Annotated in this window: 15 protein-coding genes; 10 read left to right on the top strand and 5 right to left on the bottom strand. The window is 70.6% G+C overall.

What is annotated here, in order from left to right; all coding sequences use genetic code 11:
• Positions 1–7: 7 nt before the first annotated feature.
• Positions 8–1,531 carry an aldehyde dehydrogenase gene (gene adh / locus ACQPXM_RS39650; protein WP_432943128.1) on the bottom strand — a complete coding sequence of 508 codons (1,524 nt, stop codon included), beginning with the start codon at positions 1,529–1,531 and terminating at the stop codon, positions 8–10.
• A 113-nt stretch (positions 1,532–1,644) separates the two neighbouring features.
• Between adh and ACQPXM_RS39645 the strand changes: the two genes are divergently transcribed.
• Positions 1,645–3,105, top strand: coding sequence for a GAF domain-containing protein (locus tag ACQPXM_RS39645; RefSeq protein ID WP_432943127.1), 1,461 nt, complete (start codon positions 1,645–1,647; stop codon positions 3,103–3,105).
• A 68-nt stretch (positions 3,106–3,173) separates the two neighbouring features.
• Here ACQPXM_RS39645 and ACQPXM_RS39640 read toward each other — a convergent pair whose 3' ends face one another.
• Positions 3,174–4,187 (bottom strand): LacI family DNA-binding transcriptional regulator, encoded by a 1,014-nt coding sequence (locus tag ACQPXM_RS39640; protein WP_432943126.1) that lies wholly within the window; start codon positions 4,185–4,187, stop codon positions 3,174–3,176.
• Positions 4,188–4,300: 113 nt separating this feature from the next.
• Between ACQPXM_RS39640 and ACQPXM_RS39635 the strand changes: the two genes are divergently transcribed.
• Both ACQPXM_RS39635 and ACQPXM_RS39630 read left to right on the top strand, forming a co-directional pair.
• Entirely contained in the window at positions 4,301–5,254 is a 954-nt protein-coding gene (locus ACQPXM_RS39635) for an amidohydrolase family protein (RefSeq protein WP_432943125.1), read from the top strand.
• A 105-nt stretch (positions 5,255–5,359) separates the two neighbouring features.
• Positions 5,360–5,923, top strand: a complete 564-nt coding sequence (locus ACQPXM_RS39630; RefSeq protein ID WP_432943124.1) for a cysteine dioxygenase — start codon at positions 5,360–5,362, stop codon at positions 5,921–5,923.
• A 203-nt stretch (positions 5,924–6,126) separates the two neighbouring features.
• On the opposite strand, the gene ACQPXM_RS39625 is transcribed toward ACQPXM_RS39630, so the two are convergent.
• Both ACQPXM_RS39625 and ACQPXM_RS39620 read right to left on the bottom strand, forming a co-directional pair.
• Positions 6,127–6,936, bottom strand: coding sequence for a class I SAM-dependent methyltransferase (locus ACQPXM_RS39625; protein ID WP_432943123.1), 810 nt, complete (start codon positions 6,934–6,936; stop codon positions 6,127–6,129).
• Positions 6,937–7,090: 154 nt separating this feature from the next.
• Positions 7,091–8,191, bottom strand: a complete 1,101-nt coding sequence (locus ACQPXM_RS39620) for a TIGR03118 family protein (RefSeq protein ID WP_432943122.1) — start codon at positions 8,189–8,191, stop codon at positions 7,091–7,093.
• Positions 8,192–8,307: 116 nt separating this feature from the next.
• Between ACQPXM_RS39620 and ACQPXM_RS39615 the strand changes: the two genes are divergently transcribed.
• Both ACQPXM_RS39615 and ACQPXM_RS39610 read left to right on the top strand, forming a co-directional pair.
• The gene (locus ACQPXM_RS39615; RefSeq protein WP_077018594.1) at positions 8,308–8,703 is read left to right on the top strand and encodes a RidA family protein; all 396 of its coding nucleotides are present in this window, start codon (positions 8,308–8,310) and stop codon (positions 8,701–8,703) included.
• Between the two features lie 63 nt (positions 8,704–8,766).
• Positions 8,767–9,582, top strand: coding sequence for a PhzF family phenazine biosynthesis protein (locus tag ACQPXM_RS39610; protein ID WP_432943121.1), 816 nt, complete (start codon positions 8,767–8,769; stop codon positions 9,580–9,582).
• A gap of 22 nt (positions 9,583–9,604) precedes the next feature.
• Here ACQPXM_RS39610 and ACQPXM_RS39605 read toward each other — a convergent pair whose 3' ends face one another.
• Positions 9,605–10,243 carry a hypothetical protein gene (locus tag ACQPXM_RS39605; RefSeq protein WP_432943120.1) on the bottom strand — a complete coding sequence of 213 codons (639 nt, stop codon included), beginning with the start codon at positions 10,241–10,243 and terminating at the stop codon, positions 9,605–9,607.
• Positions 10,244–10,469: 226 nt separating this feature from the next.
• Here ACQPXM_RS39605 and ACQPXM_RS39600 point away from each other — a divergent pair, with 226 nt between their 5' ends.
• The 5 genes from ACQPXM_RS39600 (at position 10,470) to ACQPXM_RS39580 (ending at position 17,073) form a co-directional block, all read left to right on the top strand.
• Positions 10,470–13,028: a DUF4118 domain-containing protein gene (locus ACQPXM_RS39600; RefSeq protein ID WP_432943119.1), complete on the top strand. Its 2,559-nt coding sequence runs from the start codon at positions 10,470–10,472 to the stop codon at positions 13,026–13,028.
• Positions 13,025–13,699 (top strand): response regulator, encoded by a 675-nt coding sequence (locus tag ACQPXM_RS39595; protein WP_432943118.1) that lies wholly within the window; start codon positions 13,025–13,027, stop codon positions 13,697–13,699. Before ACQPXM_RS39600 ends, ACQPXM_RS39595 begins: the two co-directional genes overlap by 4 nt.
• A gap of 53 nt (positions 13,700–13,752) precedes the next feature.
• Positions 13,753–14,604: a hypothetical protein gene (locus ACQPXM_RS39590; RefSeq protein WP_432943117.1), complete on the top strand. Its 852-nt coding sequence runs from the start codon at positions 13,753–13,755 to the stop codon at positions 14,602–14,604.
• 50 nt (positions 14,605–14,654) lie between these two features.
• Positions 14,655–15,887, top strand: a complete 1,233-nt coding sequence (locus ACQPXM_RS39585) for an SGNH/GDSL hydrolase family protein (protein WP_432943116.1) — start codon at positions 14,655–14,657, stop codon at positions 15,885–15,887.
• 151 nt (positions 15,888–16,038) lie between these two features.
• Positions 16,039–17,073, top strand: coding sequence for an SGNH/GDSL hydrolase family protein (locus ACQPXM_RS39580; protein ID WP_432943115.1), 1,035 nt, complete (start codon positions 16,039–16,041; stop codon positions 17,071–17,073).
• The last annotated feature ends 99 nt before the right edge of the window (positions 17,074–17,172 follow it).

Below are 17,172 nucleotides of genomic sequence, written 5' to 3'. Positions count from 1 at the left end.
AGGCGACCTAGAAGAATCCGTCGCGGTCGGGTGAGTAGCTGACCAGCAGGTTCTTGGTCTGCTGGTAGTGGTCGAGCATCATCTTGTGGTTCTCCCGCCCGATGCCGGAGTTCTTGTAGCCGCCGAACGCCGCGTGCGCGGGGTAGGCGTGGTAGCAGTTGGTCCAGACCCGGCCGGCCTGGATCTCCCGCCCGGCCCGGTACGCCGTGTTGATGTCGCGCGACCAGACCCCGGCGCCCAGCCCGTACAGGGTGTCGTTGGCGATCTTCAGCGCGTCGGCGTAGTCGTCGAACCGGGTCACCGACACGACCGGGCCGAAGATCTCCTCCTGGAAGATCCGCATCTTGTTGTCGCCCTCGAAGATCGTCGGCCGGATGTAGTAGCCGCCGCTCAGGTCGCCGCCGAGATCGGCCTTCTCGCCGCCGGTGATCACCTTGGCGCCCTCGGCCTTGCCGATGTCGATGTAGGACAGGATCTTCTCGTACTGGTCGTTGCTGGCCTGCGCGCCCATCATCGTCTCGGTGTCCAGCGGGTTGCCCTGCTTGACCGCCTCGGTCCGGGCCGTGGCGTCGGCCAGGAAGTCGTCGTAGATGCTCGCCTGGATCAGCGCCCGCGACGGGCAGGTGCAGACCTCGCCCTGGTTGAGGGCGAACATCGTGAAGCCCTCGAGCGCCTTGTCGTAGAAGTTGTCCTTGCTGCCGGCCACGTCGGCGAAGAAGATGTTCGGGCTCTTGCCGCCGAGCTCCAAGGTGACCGGGATGATGTTCTCCGAGGCGTACTGCATGATCAGCCGGCCGGTCGTGGTCTCACCAGTGAACGCGACCTTGGCCACTCTGTTGCTGGAGGCAAGCGGTTTGCCGGCCTCGACGCCGAAGCCGTTGACGATGTTCAGCACTCCCGGCGGGAGCAGGTCGGCGATCAGCTCCATCAGCACGTGGATCGAGGCCGGGGTCTGCTCGGCCGGCTTCAGGACGACCGCGTTGCCGGCCGCCAGCGCCGGGGCGAGCTTCCAGGTCGCCATCAGGATCGGGAAGTTCCACGGGATGATCTGCGCGACCACGCCGAGCGGCTCGTGGAAGTGGTAGGCGACCATGTTGTCGTCGACCTGCGAGATCGAGCCCTCCTGGGCCCGCAGCGCGCCGGCGAAGTACCGGAAGTGGTCGATCGCCAGCGGCATGTCGGCGGCCAGCGTCTCGCGCACCGCCTTGCCGTTGTCCCAGGTCTCGGCGACCGCGAGCAGTTCGAGGTTGTCCTCGATCCGGTCGGCGATCTTGTTCAGGATGTTCGCCCGCTCGCTCGACGACGTCCGGCCCCAGCCGGGCGCGGCGCCGTGCGCGGCGTCCAGGGCGGCCTCGACGTCGTCGGAGGTGCCACGGGCGATCTCGGTGAAGTTCTCACCGGTCACCGGCGTCGGGTTCTCGAAGTACCCGCCCTTGGCCGGGGGGACCCACTCACCACCGATGAAGTGGTCGTAGCGGGATTTGTAGGTGACCGGGCTGCCTGCTTGCCCGGGAGCGGCGTAGATCGTCATTGGTCCTCCTGCTCCTGCGGTGCCGGTGCTCCCGCAACCTACGAGCGGCGACGTTGCATCAACGTTGCACGCCCTGGCCTTGAACGGTGTGCCGATCCGGGCGAGGGTTGAGTGTGGACGCACCGGACCAGGCCCGGCGGCTGAGCGAGCTCTACGACGAGGTGCTCAGCGGCGGTCGCGTTCCCGGTGCCCCGCGGCCGCTGGTCGCCGAGTCGTGGCAGCGCTCGCTCGCCGCGCTGGTCGACCCGGAGCTGGACGCGCCGCCGGTCGTGGTGTCCGGCGACGAGCTCGCCGAGCTGCGCGAGCAGCACCCGCTGCACGCCGTGCTGCCGGTGCTGCGCCAGACGCTGACCACGATCGCGGACGAGGCCTCGCACATCATGATCGTCACCGACGCGCGCGGGCTGATCCTGTGGCGCGAGGGCGCGGCCGGCGTACGGCGGCAGGCCGACCGGATCGCGTTGTCGGAGGGAGCGATCTGGTCCGAGGACGCGATCGGGACCAATGGGATGGGTACGGCGCTGGCCGCCGACCAGCCGGTGCAGATCCACTCGGCCGAGCACCTGGTCAGGCGGATCCACGCCTGGACCTGTGCGGCCGCGCCGGTGCACGACCCGGACACCGGGAAGCTGATCGGAGCCGTCGACGTCTCGGGCCCGCTGCGGACCGTGCATCCGGCGATGATGGCCCTGGTGACGGCGGCGGCCGGGCTGGCCGAGGGGCAGTTGCGGGTCCGGATGGCCGCGGCCGACGAGGTGCTCCGGGCCCGGAACATGCGCCACCTGATCGCGCTCGGCGACGCGCCCGGCGCGCTGCTGACGCCGACCGGCCGGGTGCTGGCGGTCCAGCCGCTGGCCTGGTTGCCGGATCGGCTCGACGTACCGGCCGGCGCCGATCGGATCGACCTCGGGGACGGGCGCGAGGGTGTGATCGAGCAGCTGGACGAGGGCTACCTGCTGCGGCTGCCCGGCACCGCGCGGAGTCGCCGTACGTCGCTCCGGCTCGAACTGCTCGGCGCGCGCCAGCCCGTCGCGGTGGTCGGCGGCCGGGAGATCGCGCTGACGCTCCGGCGGGCCGAGGTGCTCGCGCTGCTCCTGCTGCATCCGTCGGGGCTGACGGCCGAACAGTTGATGCTGCAGCTGTACGGCGACGAGGGAAATCCCACCACCGTGCGCGCCGAGATGCACCGGCTGCGCAACCTGCTCGGTGCCGGTGTGCTCGACACCAAGCCGTACCGGATCCTCGCGGACGTCAGCGGCGACGTGACCGACGTCCAGACGTTCGTCCGCCGAGGGGAGCTGTCCCGGGCGCTCGACCTGTACGCCGGTCCGTTGCTCGTGCGCTCGGACGCGCCGGCCTTGCGCGCGGAACGCGACGAGCTGGACGCGACGCTGCGGCGCGCCGTGCTCGACTCCGGGGAGGCGGAGCTGCTCTGGCGCTACGGTCAGACCTCGGTCGGCGCGGAGGACCTCGAGGTCTTCGAGGTGCTCGCGCGGTGGCTGCCCGCGGACGACGCACGCCGGGCCGCCGTCGCGGCACGCATCCGCAGGCTGACCGATGAGCTCACGATGTGAGATCGGCGATTAAGTCCATCGAATTAGTCTAGTTTGACCGGGTGGATGCAGGGGCTCGAAGGTCGTCGTCAGGCCGGTGCGGGCGGGGCGGCGACCGAGCCGCGCTCGATCAGGGCCGGCTCGACCGTGGTCCGGCGGACCCGGCGGTTGGTGTCGACCGCGGAGGTGACGCGGGCCACCACGTCTTGGACCAACTCGTCGAGCGGCCAGCGGAACGTGGACAGCGGTGGCGTCAGCAACTGGGACATCGGCTGGTCGTCGTAGCCGAGCAGGGACAGCTGGTCGGGGATCGTGATGCCCAGCTCGGTCGCCGCGGCGTACACGCCGAAGGCCATCGAGTCGGCCAGGGCGAGGATGCCGGTCGGGCGTGGGGTCCGGCGCAGGATCTCGCAGGCGACCGCGGTGGCGCTGGTCAGGTCGTGTGGACACGGGACGATCTCGGCGGTGAGCTTCAGCTCGGCGGCGACGCGCTCGGTGATCTCCTCGGCCGGGCGGTCGGTGTCGAAGCGCCGCGACGGGGTCAGCACCACGACGTCGCGATGACCTGCCTCGGCCAGTCGGCGCAGCGCCGTACTGATGCCGAGCTCGTTGTCGAACAGCACCTCGGACTTCGCCTTGGCGGCCGGCAGCGCGTCGCCGATCGCGATCACCGGCACCTGCTGGGCGATCGGCGCCCAGCCCTTGGCGGCCGGGTCGATCGGGATCACCACGATCGCGTCGGCGCGGTGGTCGACCAGGTGCTGGGCGAGCTCGAGCTGGCGATCGGCGTCGCCGGCCGAGTCGATGATCCAGGCGTTGCGGTCGGGGGCGAGCAGCTCGCGGCCGAGCGCGGCGGCGAGGCGCTGCTGCCACAGGTCTTCCAGCGAGGCGCACAGTACGCCGACCGAACCGCTGCGGCCGGACGCGAGCGCGCGGGCGACCGGGTCGGCCTGGTAGCCGAGTCGTTCCGCCGACTCCTGCACCCGCTGGCGGGTCTCGGGCGTGCCGTGCAGACCTCGCAGCGCGTAGGAGACGGCGGCCATCGAGAGACCGGTGTCAGCCGCGATGTCCTTGAGGGTCGGCCGTCGGCCAGTACCGGACATGAGGTCGAGCCTATGGGGTGGCGTGGACAAAAACTTGACAAGAACCGCTTTGAAGCGCTTCACTCCTCATATCTTGAAGCGCTTCAAACTGAGCGGCGGGAAGGAGTGAGGCGATGATCGACGTGCACCAGCACCTGTGGCCGGCCGAGTTCGTCGACCGCCTCCGCGCCCGCACCACCCCGCCGTACCTGAGCGGCTGGACGCTGCACACCAGCGGCGAACAGCCGTACGACGTGGACCCGGCGGCGCACGCCGTCGACAAGCGGGTCGCGCTCGAGCTCGACGCCGGGACGTCGCTGGCCGCGGTGTCACTGTCGAGCCCGCTCGGGATCGAGCAGCTCGGTGATGCCGCCCTGCTGGACGCCTGGCACGTCGGCGCCGCGGCACTGCCGTCGCCGTTCCGCGCGTGGGCGTCGGTTGATCTGCGCGAGCCGGATCTGTCCGGGCTCGCTGGGCTTTTCGCCGATGGCTTCCTCGGGGTGCAGTTGCCGGCGCACGTCCTCGGTACGCCGGACGCATGGGCCGAGATCGCGCCGGTGCTGGCCGTCGCCGAGCAGGCGGACAAGCCGGTGCTCGTGCACCCGGGCATCGCCGGGGCGGGCAACGCGGGGCAGATCGGGGCAGATCAGCTGCCGGGCTGGTGGGCGCCGGTGGTCGATTACGTGAACCAGTTGCAGTCCGCCTGGTGGGCGTGGCACGCGTACGACGGTCGCGGCTCGTTCCCGTCGTTGCGCGTGTGCTTCGTCGCCGCCGCGGGCTTGGCTCCGGTCCACCACGAGCGGCTCGCTGCCCGCGGCGGCCGTCTCGGCACGATCGACCCGCGGCTTTTCGTCGACACGTCGAGCTACGGACCGCAGGGCATCGACGCGGTCGCTCGCGTGCTCGGCATCGACCAGGTCGTGCACGGCACCGACCGCCCGTACGCCGGCGTCACCGAGCTCCGGCAGGGCGAGGCCGCCACCGCGGTGATCCGCTACGACAACCCGCACCGGTTGCTGTTCGGCACGTCACCACCGCGGAACGATCCGGACCGTCTCGGCTTCGGCCGCGGCGCACCGGCGTACTGAAGTCTTCCCGGCGCTTGCTGTGCCGGGCTGTCCTACTCGCCGCCGTCCGGCGGTCGAGCCCGAACCAAAGCCGGCAGTGCCGGCGTCCTCCGAGAGGGGAGTGCAGTGACTGCTCAGCCCGTTTCCGACGCACCCGTCGTTCCCGCGCGCCAGGCCAGCCGGCTCGTGGAGCTCAACGACTGTCTGTCGCTGGACAACCTGCCCGGACGTGACCTCGACCCCACCGAACTGGCCGAGCTGGCCGCCGGCCTCGCCGCGCAGCCGCACCTGTGGGAGGACAAGGTCGCCTACAGCGACGAGGAGCGCGTCTTCGCTTCCCTGCACCGCGACGCCAACGTCGACGTCTGGCTGATCTGCTGGACCCCGGTCAACGACACCGGCTGGCACGACCACGATGTCTCCTCGGGTGCCGTGGCTGTTGCCCGAGGCAAGCTCGTCGAGCACAACCTGGCGATCGGCACCGAGTCCATCGAGACCGAGGTCACCGCCGGCGACGTCTACGGCTTCGGCCCCGACCACATCCACCGCCTCACCGGCCTGGACAAGGGCTCCGTCACCATCCACGCCTACAGCCCGCCGCTGTGGCGCATGGGCCAGTACTCGGTCCGCGACGGCGTCCTGCGCCGGGTCTCCGTCTCGTACGCCGACGAACTCCGACCGATCGACTGACATCAATGCCCTCTTCGTTGCCAGCGGCAATTTCCCGGACTTTGACACACCGAACTCTTCCCTGTCCCGAACCACCTCGACCAGGAAATTCCGCTTCGCCATGCGCCGCAGCGTAGTGAGCAACGCACCGAACAGCACCTGAGTTCGCCTCATCCTCGCCAACGTCGGGCACGTGGATCCCAGGTTCCGGTGACCGAGGGACGTCATGCACGCTGGCCCACCGCGAAGAACTGGGAGCTGGCCGGGAGGAGTTCGGGGAAGCGGTCGGCGATTCTGGAGCAAGTGAGGGCTGTTTGCAGCGGGTCCGGGTCGGTCAGCGTTGCCGGGGGTTGCTGGTGGTGGAAGTGCGCGTCGAGGGCGACGGTCAGCCAGCCGCCGGGGCCGGTGAGGCCGTGGACGGTGATGGAGCGGAGACCGTGGCCGGACATTTCCTGGCGTAGCTGGGAGACGGTGTGGTACGTCGTTTCGGCCATGCGGTCGTTGGCGGGGCTGAAGCCGGTGTCGAGGATTTCCTGGACGACGGGTTGTCGTTGCTGGAGTTCGTTGGCCAGCAGGGCGCCGATGAGGTTGGCGGTTCGGTTGAGGGCTACGACGGCGACGAAACCGCCGGGGCGCGTGACACGGGTGGCCTCCTGCAGCGCGGTCAGGCGGTCTTCGAGGCAGGTCAGGTGGTACAGCGGGCCCGCCATCAGTACGGCGTCGAAGTACTCGTCCTCCCAAGGGAGTTTTCGGGCGTCGCCCACGCAGGCGTCGATGCCGGCGGCCCGGGCTTGCGCGACGTGGTGAGGGATGGGGTCGAGCAGTTCGACCGAGTAGCCGCGGTCGCGTAACCACCGGGCGTGGGTGCCCGGTCCGCCGCCGATGTCGCCTACTACGGCCGGAGGGTCGGGTAGGTACTGGCCCAGCAGGTGCTGCATCCGTGCGAGTTCGAACTGGCCTTTCACGGTGGATGTCAGCCGCACGTTTTCGTCTCGCTCCGCGTAGTGCGCCTCGAGCGCGGTGTCGATCAACATCCTTCGACTGTGACGTCGGTCGAGGCGTCTCAAGAGGGCTGATTCCGGGGCAGATCGATGCGTTGACACGGAGGCCCGGGCGCTTCGAAGGGGACTGTGGGCTCTCACCCCAGCGGACCTGCGGTGAGAGCCGACAGCAACATTCTTCGTTGTCTTACGGGTGGCGGAGCACGCCCAGGAGGCCGTGGGTCTCGTTGGCGATTCCCGCGGAGAACCAGATCGCGTCGGTGCCGCCGGTGGTGGCGGTGCCGGGGGTCAGGGCCCAGAGGCCGGGGATCACCAGCGGGTGGCCGGTGGTGTTCTTCAGTTGGTCGAGGCGGCCGTGGGAGTCGCGTCGTACGACGTTGACGCGGCCGTCACCGAAGTTGCCGATCAGGAGTGCGCCGGCGAGCTTGCCCCACGACGCCGGCGCGACGGCCAGGCCCCACGGTGCGTTGAGGTTGCCGCGCGAGGCGATCCGCGCGACGAAGTGGCCGTCGGGGGTGAACTCGGTGACGTAGCCGTTGCCTCGGGTGTTGACGCTGCGGCCGGTGTTCGGGTCGACCTTGGCGTAGCTGACGAAGACCCGGTTGCCGAGCGTCTGCACGTTGAAGGGCGCGAATCCCTTGGGCAACGCGAAGTCGCGGAACGACCACCAGGGCTGCTTGACCTGGGCGAAGGCGTTGTCGAAGACGTCGATCCGGTTCTGCGCGAAGTTCGCCGCGTACAGGCGGTCGGCGGTGGGTGAGATCGCCAGGCCGGTGTACGACGCGCCGGGCACGGTCGCCTTGATCTGCGCGGCGCCGATGAGCGGGCTGACCGGCGGAGCCCACGCGGCGATCGAACCGGTCAGGGTGGCGAAGATGAAGCGGGCCGGAGCGCTGGCGGTGCCGTTGCTCAGGACGAAGCCGGTGCCGGAGTTCGCGACCTGGCCCGAGGGCGCGGGGACGTCCACCCGCACGGTCGGGACCTTCGTCGCCGTCACGGCGCCCGGTGCGGACGAGTACAGGGTGGACGACGAGCTGCCGGCGTTGGACACCCAGAGCGGCGACGTCGCGCCCAGCGCGAGACCCCACGGGTTCACCAGGTCGGGATCGAGCAGAGCGGCCTGGCCCGGTACGTCGGACACGAGGTTGACCTGCTGTACGGCGAGACCGTCGCGCGACGTGTGCGCGTCGGCGGTGGCCGGGGCGACCAGGGCCAGACCGCCGACCAGGGCGGTGGCGAGGGCGATCGTTCCGGTTCGAGTTGAGCGGCGGGGTCGGCGCAGCGACATGTCACAGTCCTTCGGGTCGGAAGTGGAACACCTCCCACACGGATGGTTCGGCTGGCCGGTTCAGAGCCGCGCAGGGTGGACAATGCGGTGTCCGTACCGAGTGGGGGAGAACAGCCATGACCGAGCTCGCGATCACGCCGCTGAACCCGGCGATCCTGCCGGCCGCGACCGGGAACTACACGCACGGCGTCGAGGTGACCGGCGGCCGCCGGATGGTGTTCGTCAGCGGGCAGGTGCCGTGGGGCGACGAGCAGGGCCGGATCCCGGAGGACTTCGAGGACCAGTGCCGGATGGTGTGGCGCAACGTGCTCGCCGTCCTGGACGAGGCCGGGATGGGGGTGCGCAACCTGGTGAAGGTGACCACGCACCTGTCCGACCGCCAGTACCGGGCGGCGAACTCGAAGATCCGCGAGGAGGTGCTCGGCGACCACGCGCCGGCGCTGACGATCTTCATCTGCGACATCTACGCCGAGGAGTGGTTGCTCGAGATCGACGCGATCGCGGTGGCCTGAGCAGGCCAGTCGTCCGGAACTGGCTCTGGCTCCCGGTGCTCGCTGGGCCCTAGCGTCGGGCGCATGCGGATCAGAATCGTCGACGCGTTCACCGACCGCCCGTACGCCGGGAACCCGGCCGGGGTCTGTTTGCTGCCGCCCGGCCCGTGGCCGGCCGAGGCCTGGATGCAGCGGGTCGCCGCGGAGGTGAACCAAGCCGAGACGGCCTTCGCCCGGCCGTCGGAGGCGGCGGAGGCGGACTGGGACCTGCGCTGGTTCACGCCGACGGTCGAGGTGAACCTGTGCGGGCACGCGACGCTGGCGACCGCGCACGCGCTCCGGGCTGACGGCGCCTGGGACACAGGAGCCATCGTGCGGTTCACGACCCGCAGCGGGGTGCTGATCGCGCGAGCCGGGGACGGCGAATCGATCGTGCTGGACTTCCCGGTAGCTCGGCCGGTTGCGGAGGAGGCGCCGGCGGAGCTGGCGAAGGCTCTCGGCGTCGAGCCGGCGGAGGTCCACGCGACCGGGGCGCTGGGAGATCTGCTCGCCGTGGTCGACAGCGAGGACGTCGTCCGAGGACTCGAGCCCGACCTGGCGGTGATGGCCGAGCTCACCACCCGGGAGAACCTGCGCGGCGTGATCGTGACCGCCGGGAGCGACGAGTACGACTTCGTGTCAAGGTTCTTCGCGCCGGGGACGGGGATCGCGGAGGACCCGGTGACCGGGAGCGCGCACACCGCGCTGGCGCCGTACTGGGCGCAGCGGCTCGGGCGGGAGCGGCTGACGGGGTTCCAGGTGTCGCGCCGCGGTGGGGTGGTGCGGGTCGAGCTGCACGGTGACCGCGTTCACCTGATCGGGAACGCGGTCACCGTGATCGACGGCGAGCTGACCGGCTAGACCGGCCCGCGGAGCCGGCCGGTCAGGCCCAGGTCTCCGCGTGGGTGACGACGCCGTTGGGGGCGCTGATCTCGGTGATCACGTCGTCGGCGTCGGCCTCGAGCGGCTCGAACGGGTACTCCGGTACGACGTACGCGCGAGCGCCGGCGACCAGGTCGACGCCCGGCAGCTCGAACCACGCCTCGCCGGTCTCCCGGCTGATCTCGTAGATGGCCTGCTCGGCGGTGTCGACCGGGTCGCGGTCGCCGGACTCGTCGAGCTCGACCGGGTGCCGCTCCTGGGCGGTGCGACCGGCCTCCAGCAGCGCCTCCAGGTCGACCACCTTCAGGTCGAACCGGGACACCACGCTGATCAGGTGGTCCTGCTCCTCGGGCTCCTCGTCGTCGATCTCCTCGACGTCCTCGTCGAGCAGCAGCGGCGTGGTGCCGGTGAGCTCGAAGACCGCGTCGTTCCAGCCCTCGACGAGCTCCTCGAGCTGGGCGTTGTGCTCGTCCAGCACCGACTGCTCCTCGTCGCCGGTCATCGCGAGCAAGGCCTCGGTGTGGGCCTGCAGGCGCTCGGCGAGCAGCCGGCTGGCCTCGGCCAGCGCCTTGCGGGACTCATCGGAGAAGAACTGCTCGGAACCCTGGGCGGGGAACTGCTGGTCGTCCACTTCAGTCACTGCGTTCTTCCCTAACTGTGCGAAGACTTCTCATTGCCAGGCGTAAGTATGTGGGCTCCGGCCGCCACCGCGAAGTCGTGCCCGGATCGTCCGCGTGTGAGAGCACCGTGAGAGCTGCCCGGGCCGGTGTGAGAGAGCTGCGAGAAGACGGCTGACTGGGCAGCCGCCGGTGTGCAGTGGTCTGTGACGCGCGAACCGGGGGAGGCGAACTGACACTATGGGAGGTATGGCAGGTCGCGGGCGGCTGAGGATCTACCTCGGCGCCGCGCCCGGTGTCGGCAAGACGTACAAGATGCTGGGCGAGGCGCGACGGCGGCGGGAACGCGGCACGGACGTGGTGGTCGGCTTCGTCGAGACCCACGGGCGCGAGCACACCGCCGCGATGCTCGACGGCCTGGAGGTGGTGCCGCGCCAGATCGTCGACCACCGCGGCGCCAGTTTCACCGAGCTCGACCTGGACGCGCTGCTGGCCCGCCGGCCGGAAGTCGCGCTGGTCGACGAGCTCGCCCACACCAACGTGCCGGGCAGCCGGAACGCGAAGCGCTGGCAGGACGTCGACGAGCTGCTCAGTGCCGGCATCGACGTGATCTCCACGGTGAACATCCAGCACCTGGAATCGATCAACGACGTGGTCGAGAAGATCACCGGCGTACCGCAGCGCGAGACCGTGCCGGACCGGGTGGTGCGGGCGGCGGACCAGATCGAGCTGGTCGACATGGCTCCGGAGGCGCTGCGCCGCCGGATGGCCCACGGCAACGTGTACGCCGCGGACAAGGTGGATGCTGCCCTCGGCAACTACTTCCGGGTCGGCAACCTGTCCGCGTTGCGCGAGCTCGCCCTGCTCTGGCTGGCCGACCGCGTCGACGCCGGGCTTCAGCAGTACCGCGAACAGCACGAGATCGACGCCACCTGGGAGGCCCGCGAGCGGGTCGTCGTCGCGCTCACCGGCGGTCCTGAGGGCGAGACGCTGATCCGGCGTGCGGCGCGGATCGCGGCCCGATCGGCGGGTGGCGACCTGCTCGCCGTCCACGTCACCCGGTCCGACGGCCTGACCGGGGCCGATCCGGCGCGGCTGGCCGAGCAACGCCGGCTCGTCGAGAGTCTGGGCGGCAGTTACCACCAGGTGGTCGGTGAGGACATCCCGGACGCCCTGCTCGCGTTCGCCCGGGCGGAGAACGCGACGCAGCTGGTGCTGGGGGGCAGCCGGCGAACCTTCCTGTCCACGATGTTGACCGGTCCGGGCATCGGCGCGACCACCATTCGTGAGTCCGGCGACATCGACGTGCACATCGTCACCCACGCCGAAATGGGCCGCGGGCGGCTGCCGCGCGCGCAAGGAAGTCTGTCCCGGCGGCGACTCGGCTACGGGTTCGCGCTGGCCGTCGTACTGCCTCCGGCGCTGGCGCTGCTGCTCGGCCTCGGCGGAGACACGCTCAACCTGACCAGCAACGTGCTGGCCTTCCTGTTCGCGGTGGTCGTGGTCGCGCTGGTCGGTGGGCTGTGGCCTGCGATGCTGACGGCGATCGCCGGGACCGTCGTGCTGAACTTCTTCTTCACCCCGCCGACCCGGACCTTCACCATCGCCGAGCCGAACAACGCGCTCGCCCTGGGCATCTTCGTCGCCGTCGCCGCGCTGGTGTCCTCCGTGGTCGATCGGTCCGCCCGCCGGACCCGGCAAGCCGCTCGGGCCGCGGCGGAGTCCGAGACTCTCGCGACGCTGGCCGGCACGGTGCTCCGGGGCGAGACGGCACTGCAGGCGCTGCTGGAGCGCGTCCGTGAGGCGTTCGGGATGACATCGGCCTGTCTGATGGAGCGGATCGACTCCGACGAGCTGACCGAGACCTGGCGGCCGATCGCTTCCGCCGGTACGCCGACCTGCCGCCGGCCCGAGGACGGCGACGCGAAGATCCCCGGCCGCGAGGGCTTGGTGCTCGTGCTGCAGGGCCGGTCGCTGGCCGCCGACGAACGTCGCCTGGTCGGGGCGTTCGCGGCGCACGCCGCCGCGCTGGTCGACCGGGCCCGGCTCAGCGAAGCCGCCGCCGAGGCGAAACCGCTGGCCGAAGCCGACAAGCTCCGCACCGCGTTGCTTCGCGCTGTCGGACACGATCTGCGCTCGCCGCTGGCGTCAGCGAAGGCGTCGGTGACAAGCCTGCGCAGCTCCGACGTCGAGTGGAGTCCGGCCGAGCGCGACGAGCTGCTGGAGACCGCCGACGAGTCGCTCGACCGGCTGAGCCGACTCGTCGACAACCTGCTCGACCTGAGTCGGTTGCAGGCCGGCGTTCTGCCGGTGTTCACCCGGCCGACGGCGCTCGACGAGATCCTGCCCGGCGTACTGGGTGAGCTCGATGACGACGGGGTCGGGGTGACGGTCGAGCTGCCGTCGGGGTTGCCGTTGGTCGACGTCGATCCGGCGCTGCTGGAGCGGGTGCTGGCGAACCTGCTGGCCAACGCGATCCGCTACTCACCCGCGGGCCGGGGACCGTTGCTGACCGGAAGCGCGTTGGGTGACGTGGTGGAGATCCGGGTGATCGACCGCGGACCGGGGATCCCGGTCGAGGACCGCGACCGGGTGTTCGCGCCGTTCCAGCGGCTGGGCGACACCGACAACACGACCGGCGTCGGCCTGGGGCTCGCCCTGGCGCGGGGACTGGCCGAGGCGATGGGTGGTTCGCTGCGTCCGGAGGACACGCCGGGCGGTGGGCTGACCATGGTGGTCTCGATGCCCTCGGCAACAATGAACGACGCACCGGTGCCTGGCCGGCTCGAGCGGGGAGGAGCCCGATGAGGGTGCTGGTGGTCGACGACGAACCGCAGATCGTGCGCGCGTTGCAGATCAACCTGAAGGCGCGCCGGTACGAGGTGCACGTGGCCGGCAGCGGTACGGCCGCGCTGAAGGTGGCCGCCCAGTACCCGCCCGACCTGGTCATTCTCGATCTGGGCCTGCCGGACTTCGACGGCGTCGAGGTGATCCGTGGGCTGCGCGGCTGGACCGAGGTGCCGATCCTGGTGCTGTCCGGCCGGACCGACAGCACCGACAAGGTCGAGGCGCTGGACGCCGGCGCCGACGACTACGTGACCAAACCGTTCGGGATCGACGAGCTGCTCGCCCGGATGCGCGCCGTACTGCGGCGCAGCACCACCACCGCCGAGCAGCCGGTCGTCACGGTCGGCGGCGCCGAGGTCGACCTGTCCGCCAAGCGGGTGACGCTGGGCAACGGCGACGAGGTCCGGCTCACGCCGACCGAGTGGCATCTGCTCGAGGTGCTCGTCCGGCATCCCGGCAAGCTGATGTCGCAACGTCAGCTGCTCACCGAGGTCTGGGGCCCCGGCTACGAGAACGCCGGCGGCAACCTGCGCTTCTACATGGGGCAGCTCCGCCGCAAGCTCGAGGCCGACCCCGCCCGCCCGAAGCACCTGCGCACCGAACCCGGGATGGGTTACCGCTTCGAACCCTGAGGCGTGTCCGATTCGTGCAAGACAGCGGACGCCGGAGTTGGCAGGGTGACGGCATGGACATTTTCGAGGGTGGACGGGAGTTCGTCCGGCGAGACGGACGGTTGCTGGAGCGTCGGCTGTTCGCGACCCTGTTCGAGGGCGCGGATCCGGCCGGCGTGGTGGACGCGCTGCGCGGCTACCGGAACGCCGACGGCGGGTTCGGGCACGCGCTGGAGCCGGACAAGCGGTGCCCGGCCAGTACGGCGCTCGACGTGGAGATCGCGTTCGACGTCATGCTCGCGGCCGGCGTACGGGACGAGGAACTGATCGGCGGAGCGTGCGACTGGTTGCAGTCGGTCGCGACGCCGGAGGGTGCCGTGTCGCTGGCGAGTCCGGTGATCGAGGGGTATCCGCGGGCCGAGCACATGTCCGACTGGACCTACGTGCCGGGGCTCAACCCGACGGCAGGACTGGTCGGGCGGCTGCACGGGCTCGGGTTCGAGCACCCGTGGCGGGATCGGGCCGCCGAGTGGTGCCAGGCCGAACTGGCCAAGGGACTGCCCGAGGAGGGGCACGCGATGCTCGAGGCGCTGCATTTCCTGGAGCACCAACCGGACGTCGACATGGACAAGGTCCGGGAGTCGCTGCCGAAGCTGACCATGTTCCGCGCGGATGCCGCCGACCCGTCGTACGGCGTGACGCCGTTGCAGTTGGCGCCGACGCCGGACAGCAGGTGGCGGCAGCTCTTCACGCAGGAGCAGATCGACGGTCACCTCGATCGGCTGGTCGCCGACCAGCAGGACGACGGCGGGTGGGCGATTACCTGGGAGCCGCCCGGTCCGGCCGCGACGCTGGAGTACCGCGGCGTCGTCACCGTCGCTGCCCTGCACAGCCTCCAGCAGAACGGTCGCCTGTCAATCGACTGACTGACGTCACTCTCCAGCTGTGGAAGAATGCGGCCGGTGAGGACGACTCGGTGACGCTCGGCGAAGGCTGGGTGCAGTCGCTCTTCGCGACGGTCGCCATGGTCGCCTCTACGCTGCCGGGTGCCACCGGACCGGTGGCACCGGCCCGGGTCGCGCCGCCGGACGGCTGGGTCGCGAGCTGGGGCGTCGCCGTCACCCAGGCCGGCTCGTCCGGGCCGTCGGCGACCGGAGTCCGCAACACCACCATCCGGCAGGTCGCACACCTCTCGCTCGGCGGCGGCATGATCCGGCTGCGGCTGTCCAACCGGTTCGGCAAGCAGCCGCTGGTGGTCGGTGCCAGCTCGGTCGCACCCCGCAAGGGCGGCGCCGGTACGCCGAACCTCGAGCTGCTCAAGAGCGTCCCGGTCACCTACGGCGGCCGGGCGGCGGTGACCATCCCGGTCGGCGCGGAGACGGTGTCCGACCCGATCGACCTGCCGATCGACGACGACAGCGACGTCGTGATCAGCACGTACTTCCCCGGCCCGACGGGTCCGCTGACGCAGCATCCGGCCGGCTACGCGACGGCGTTCACGGCTCCGGGCAACCAGACCCGCGCGGGCGGTGCGCCGTACCGGAAGATTCCGGGCATGGCCCGGTTCGTGGTGTCCGGCGTCGAGGTGAAGACCCGGGCCGAGGGAGCGCTGGTGGTGTTCGGCGACTCGATCACCGACGGCGCCTCGTCGCCGATCGACCAGAACCTGCGCTACCCCGACCAGCTCGCCGACCGCCTGACCCAGCGCCGGTACGCCGTGGTGAACGCCGGCATCGGCGGCAACCGGCTGCTCGCGAACGGCGGGGTCAACGGCGAGGCCGCGATCGCCCGGTTCGAGCGGGATGTGGTCCGGCGGACCGGCGTCCGGGCGGTGGTGATTCTCGAGGGAATCAACGACATCCGGGCCGGCAAGGGCGCGATCTCCGGTGCGCAGCTGATCAACGCCCACCGCCAACTGATCGCCCGCGCGCACGCCGCCGGGCTGAAGGCGTACGGCGCGACGCTCACGCCGTACTGGGCGGCGCAGTACTACACCGTCGGCGGCGAGGTCGCGCGGCAGGCGCTGAACCAGTGGATCCGCACCTCGGGCGAGTACGACGGCTACGTCGAGTTCGAGCACGCGGTGCGCGATCCCCTGCAGCCGTTGCGGATCCGGCCGGGCTACGACAGCGGCGACCACCTGCACCCGAACGCGAAGGGCTTCACCGCGATGGCGCGCGCGGCCGATCTGGACCTGCTGACCAGCTAGCGGGCACTTCACCGCAAGGGATCGACCGTTCACCGAACCGTCCTTCGCGCAGGACTGGGTCGGCAGTTGGGCCGTCGCGGTCACCCCACCCGGCACGTCGGGCCTGTCCGCGACCGGCGTCACCGACACCACCCTGCGGCAAGTCGCACACTTGTCGGTCGGCGGGTCCGAGCTGCGGCTCAGGCTCTCCAACGTCTACGGCACCAGCCCGCTCAAGGTCGGCAAGGTGACCGTGACTCCGCGATCCGACGCGCTCGCCGGTACGCCGACGGTCGATCCGGACAAGCTGGTCCCGGTCGCCTTCGGTGGCCGGTCGTCGGTCACGATCCCGGTCGGCGTCGAGTGGGTCTCGGATCCGGTCCGGCTCGACGTCCCCGACGACACGGATCTGGTGATCAGCACGTATTTCCCGGGACCGACCGGGCCGTTGACCCAGCATCCGGCCGGGTATGCGACCGGCTTCTCGGCTGCCGGCGACCAGACCGGCAGCGCCGGTACGGCGTACGCGGCGATCCCGGGGATGGCCCGCTACGTGATCGAAGGCGTCGACGTGAAGAGCCGCGTGCGCGGATCGGTGGTGCTCTTCGGGGACTCGATCACCGACGGCGTGGTGTCGCCCGTGGACAAGAACCTGCGCTACCCGGACCAGCTGGCCGACCGGTTGCTGGCGCTGCCGGGCTGGCGTGAGCTCGGGGTGCTCAACGCGGGGATCAGCGGGAACCGGCTGCTGGCCAACGCCGGTACGGCGGGAGACTCGGCGCTGGCGCGGTTCGACCGGGACGTGCTCGGCCAGACCGCGGCGCGCAGCGTCGTGTTGCTGGAGGGCATCAACGACATCGGGAACAGCCGGGGTGCGACCGATCCGGCCGACCTGATCGCGGTGCACCGGCACTTCATCCAGCGCGCGCGGGAGGCCGGGTTGAAGGTGTTCGGGGCGACGCTCACGCCGTACGAGGGAGCCGGCTACTACTCGGTCGAGGGTGAGGCGGACCGGCAGGCGCTGAACCACTGGATCCGGACGTCCGGCGAGTACGACGGCGTGGTCGACTTCGACCGGGCGGTGCGCGACCCGCAGCAGCCCGGCCGGATGCTGCCGGCCTACGACGTCGGCGACCACCTGCACCCGAACGCGGAGGGCTTCAAGGCGATGGCAGCGGCGTTCGACCTGGCGGCGCTGACGCGATGAGCTTTTCGATCCTGCTCGAATAGGCGAAAGCTGTTTCGGAGAACGCTTTTCCGGCCTCTGACCTCCGCGAAGGCCGTGCTGGGTCAGGGGCCGGGGGCT

It is taken from the genome of Kribbella sp. CA-253562 (assembly GCF_050942265.1).
In the GTDB taxonomy this organism is placed as follows: Bacteria; Actinomycetota; Actinomycetes; order Propionibacteriales; family Kribbellaceae; genus Kribbella.
This window is presented reverse-complemented; position numbering and strand designations above follow the sequence as displayed.

Excerpts from the sequence above, each read along its gene's own strand:
- ACQPXM_RS39595 (WP_432943118.1), top strand. The coding sequence starts at position 13,025 with ATGAGGGTGCTGGTGGTCGACGACGAACCGCAGATCGTGCGCGCGTTG.
- ACQPXM_RS39620 (WP_432943122.1), bottom strand. The coding sequence starts at position 8,191 with ATGTCGCTGCGCCGACCCCGCCGCTCAACTCGAACCGGAACGATCGCC.
- ACQPXM_RS39625 (WP_432943123.1), bottom strand. The coding sequence starts at position 6,936 with ATGTTGATCGACACCGCGCTCGAGGCGCACTACGCGGAGCGAGACGAA.
- ACQPXM_RS39635 (WP_432943125.1), top strand. The coding sequence starts at position 4,301 with ATGATCGACGTGCACCAGCACCTGTGGCCGGCCGAGTTCGTCGACCGC.
- adh (WP_432943128.1), bottom strand. The coding sequence starts at position 1,531 with ATGACGATCTACGCCGCTCCCGGGCAAGCAGGCAGCCCGGTCACCTAC.
- ACQPXM_RS39590 (WP_432943117.1), top strand. The coding sequence starts at position 13,753 with ATGGACATTTTCGAGGGTGGACGGGAGTTCGTCCGGCGAGACGGACGG.
- ACQPXM_RS39600 (WP_432943119.1), top strand. The coding sequence starts at position 10,470 with ATGGCAGGTCGCGGGCGGCTGAGGATCTACCTCGGCGCCGCGCCCGGT.
- ACQPXM_RS39640 (WP_432943126.1), bottom strand. The coding sequence starts at position 4,187 with ATGTCCGGTACTGGCCGACGGCCGACCCTCAAGGACATCGCGGCTGAC.
- ACQPXM_RS39615 (WP_077018594.1), top strand. The coding sequence starts at position 8,308 with ATGACCGAGCTCGCGATCACGCCGCTGAACCCGGCGATCCTGCCGGCC.
- ACQPXM_RS39610 (WP_432943121.1), top strand. The coding sequence starts at position 8,767 with ATGCGGATCAGAATCGTCGACGCGTTCACCGACCGCCCGTACGCCGGG.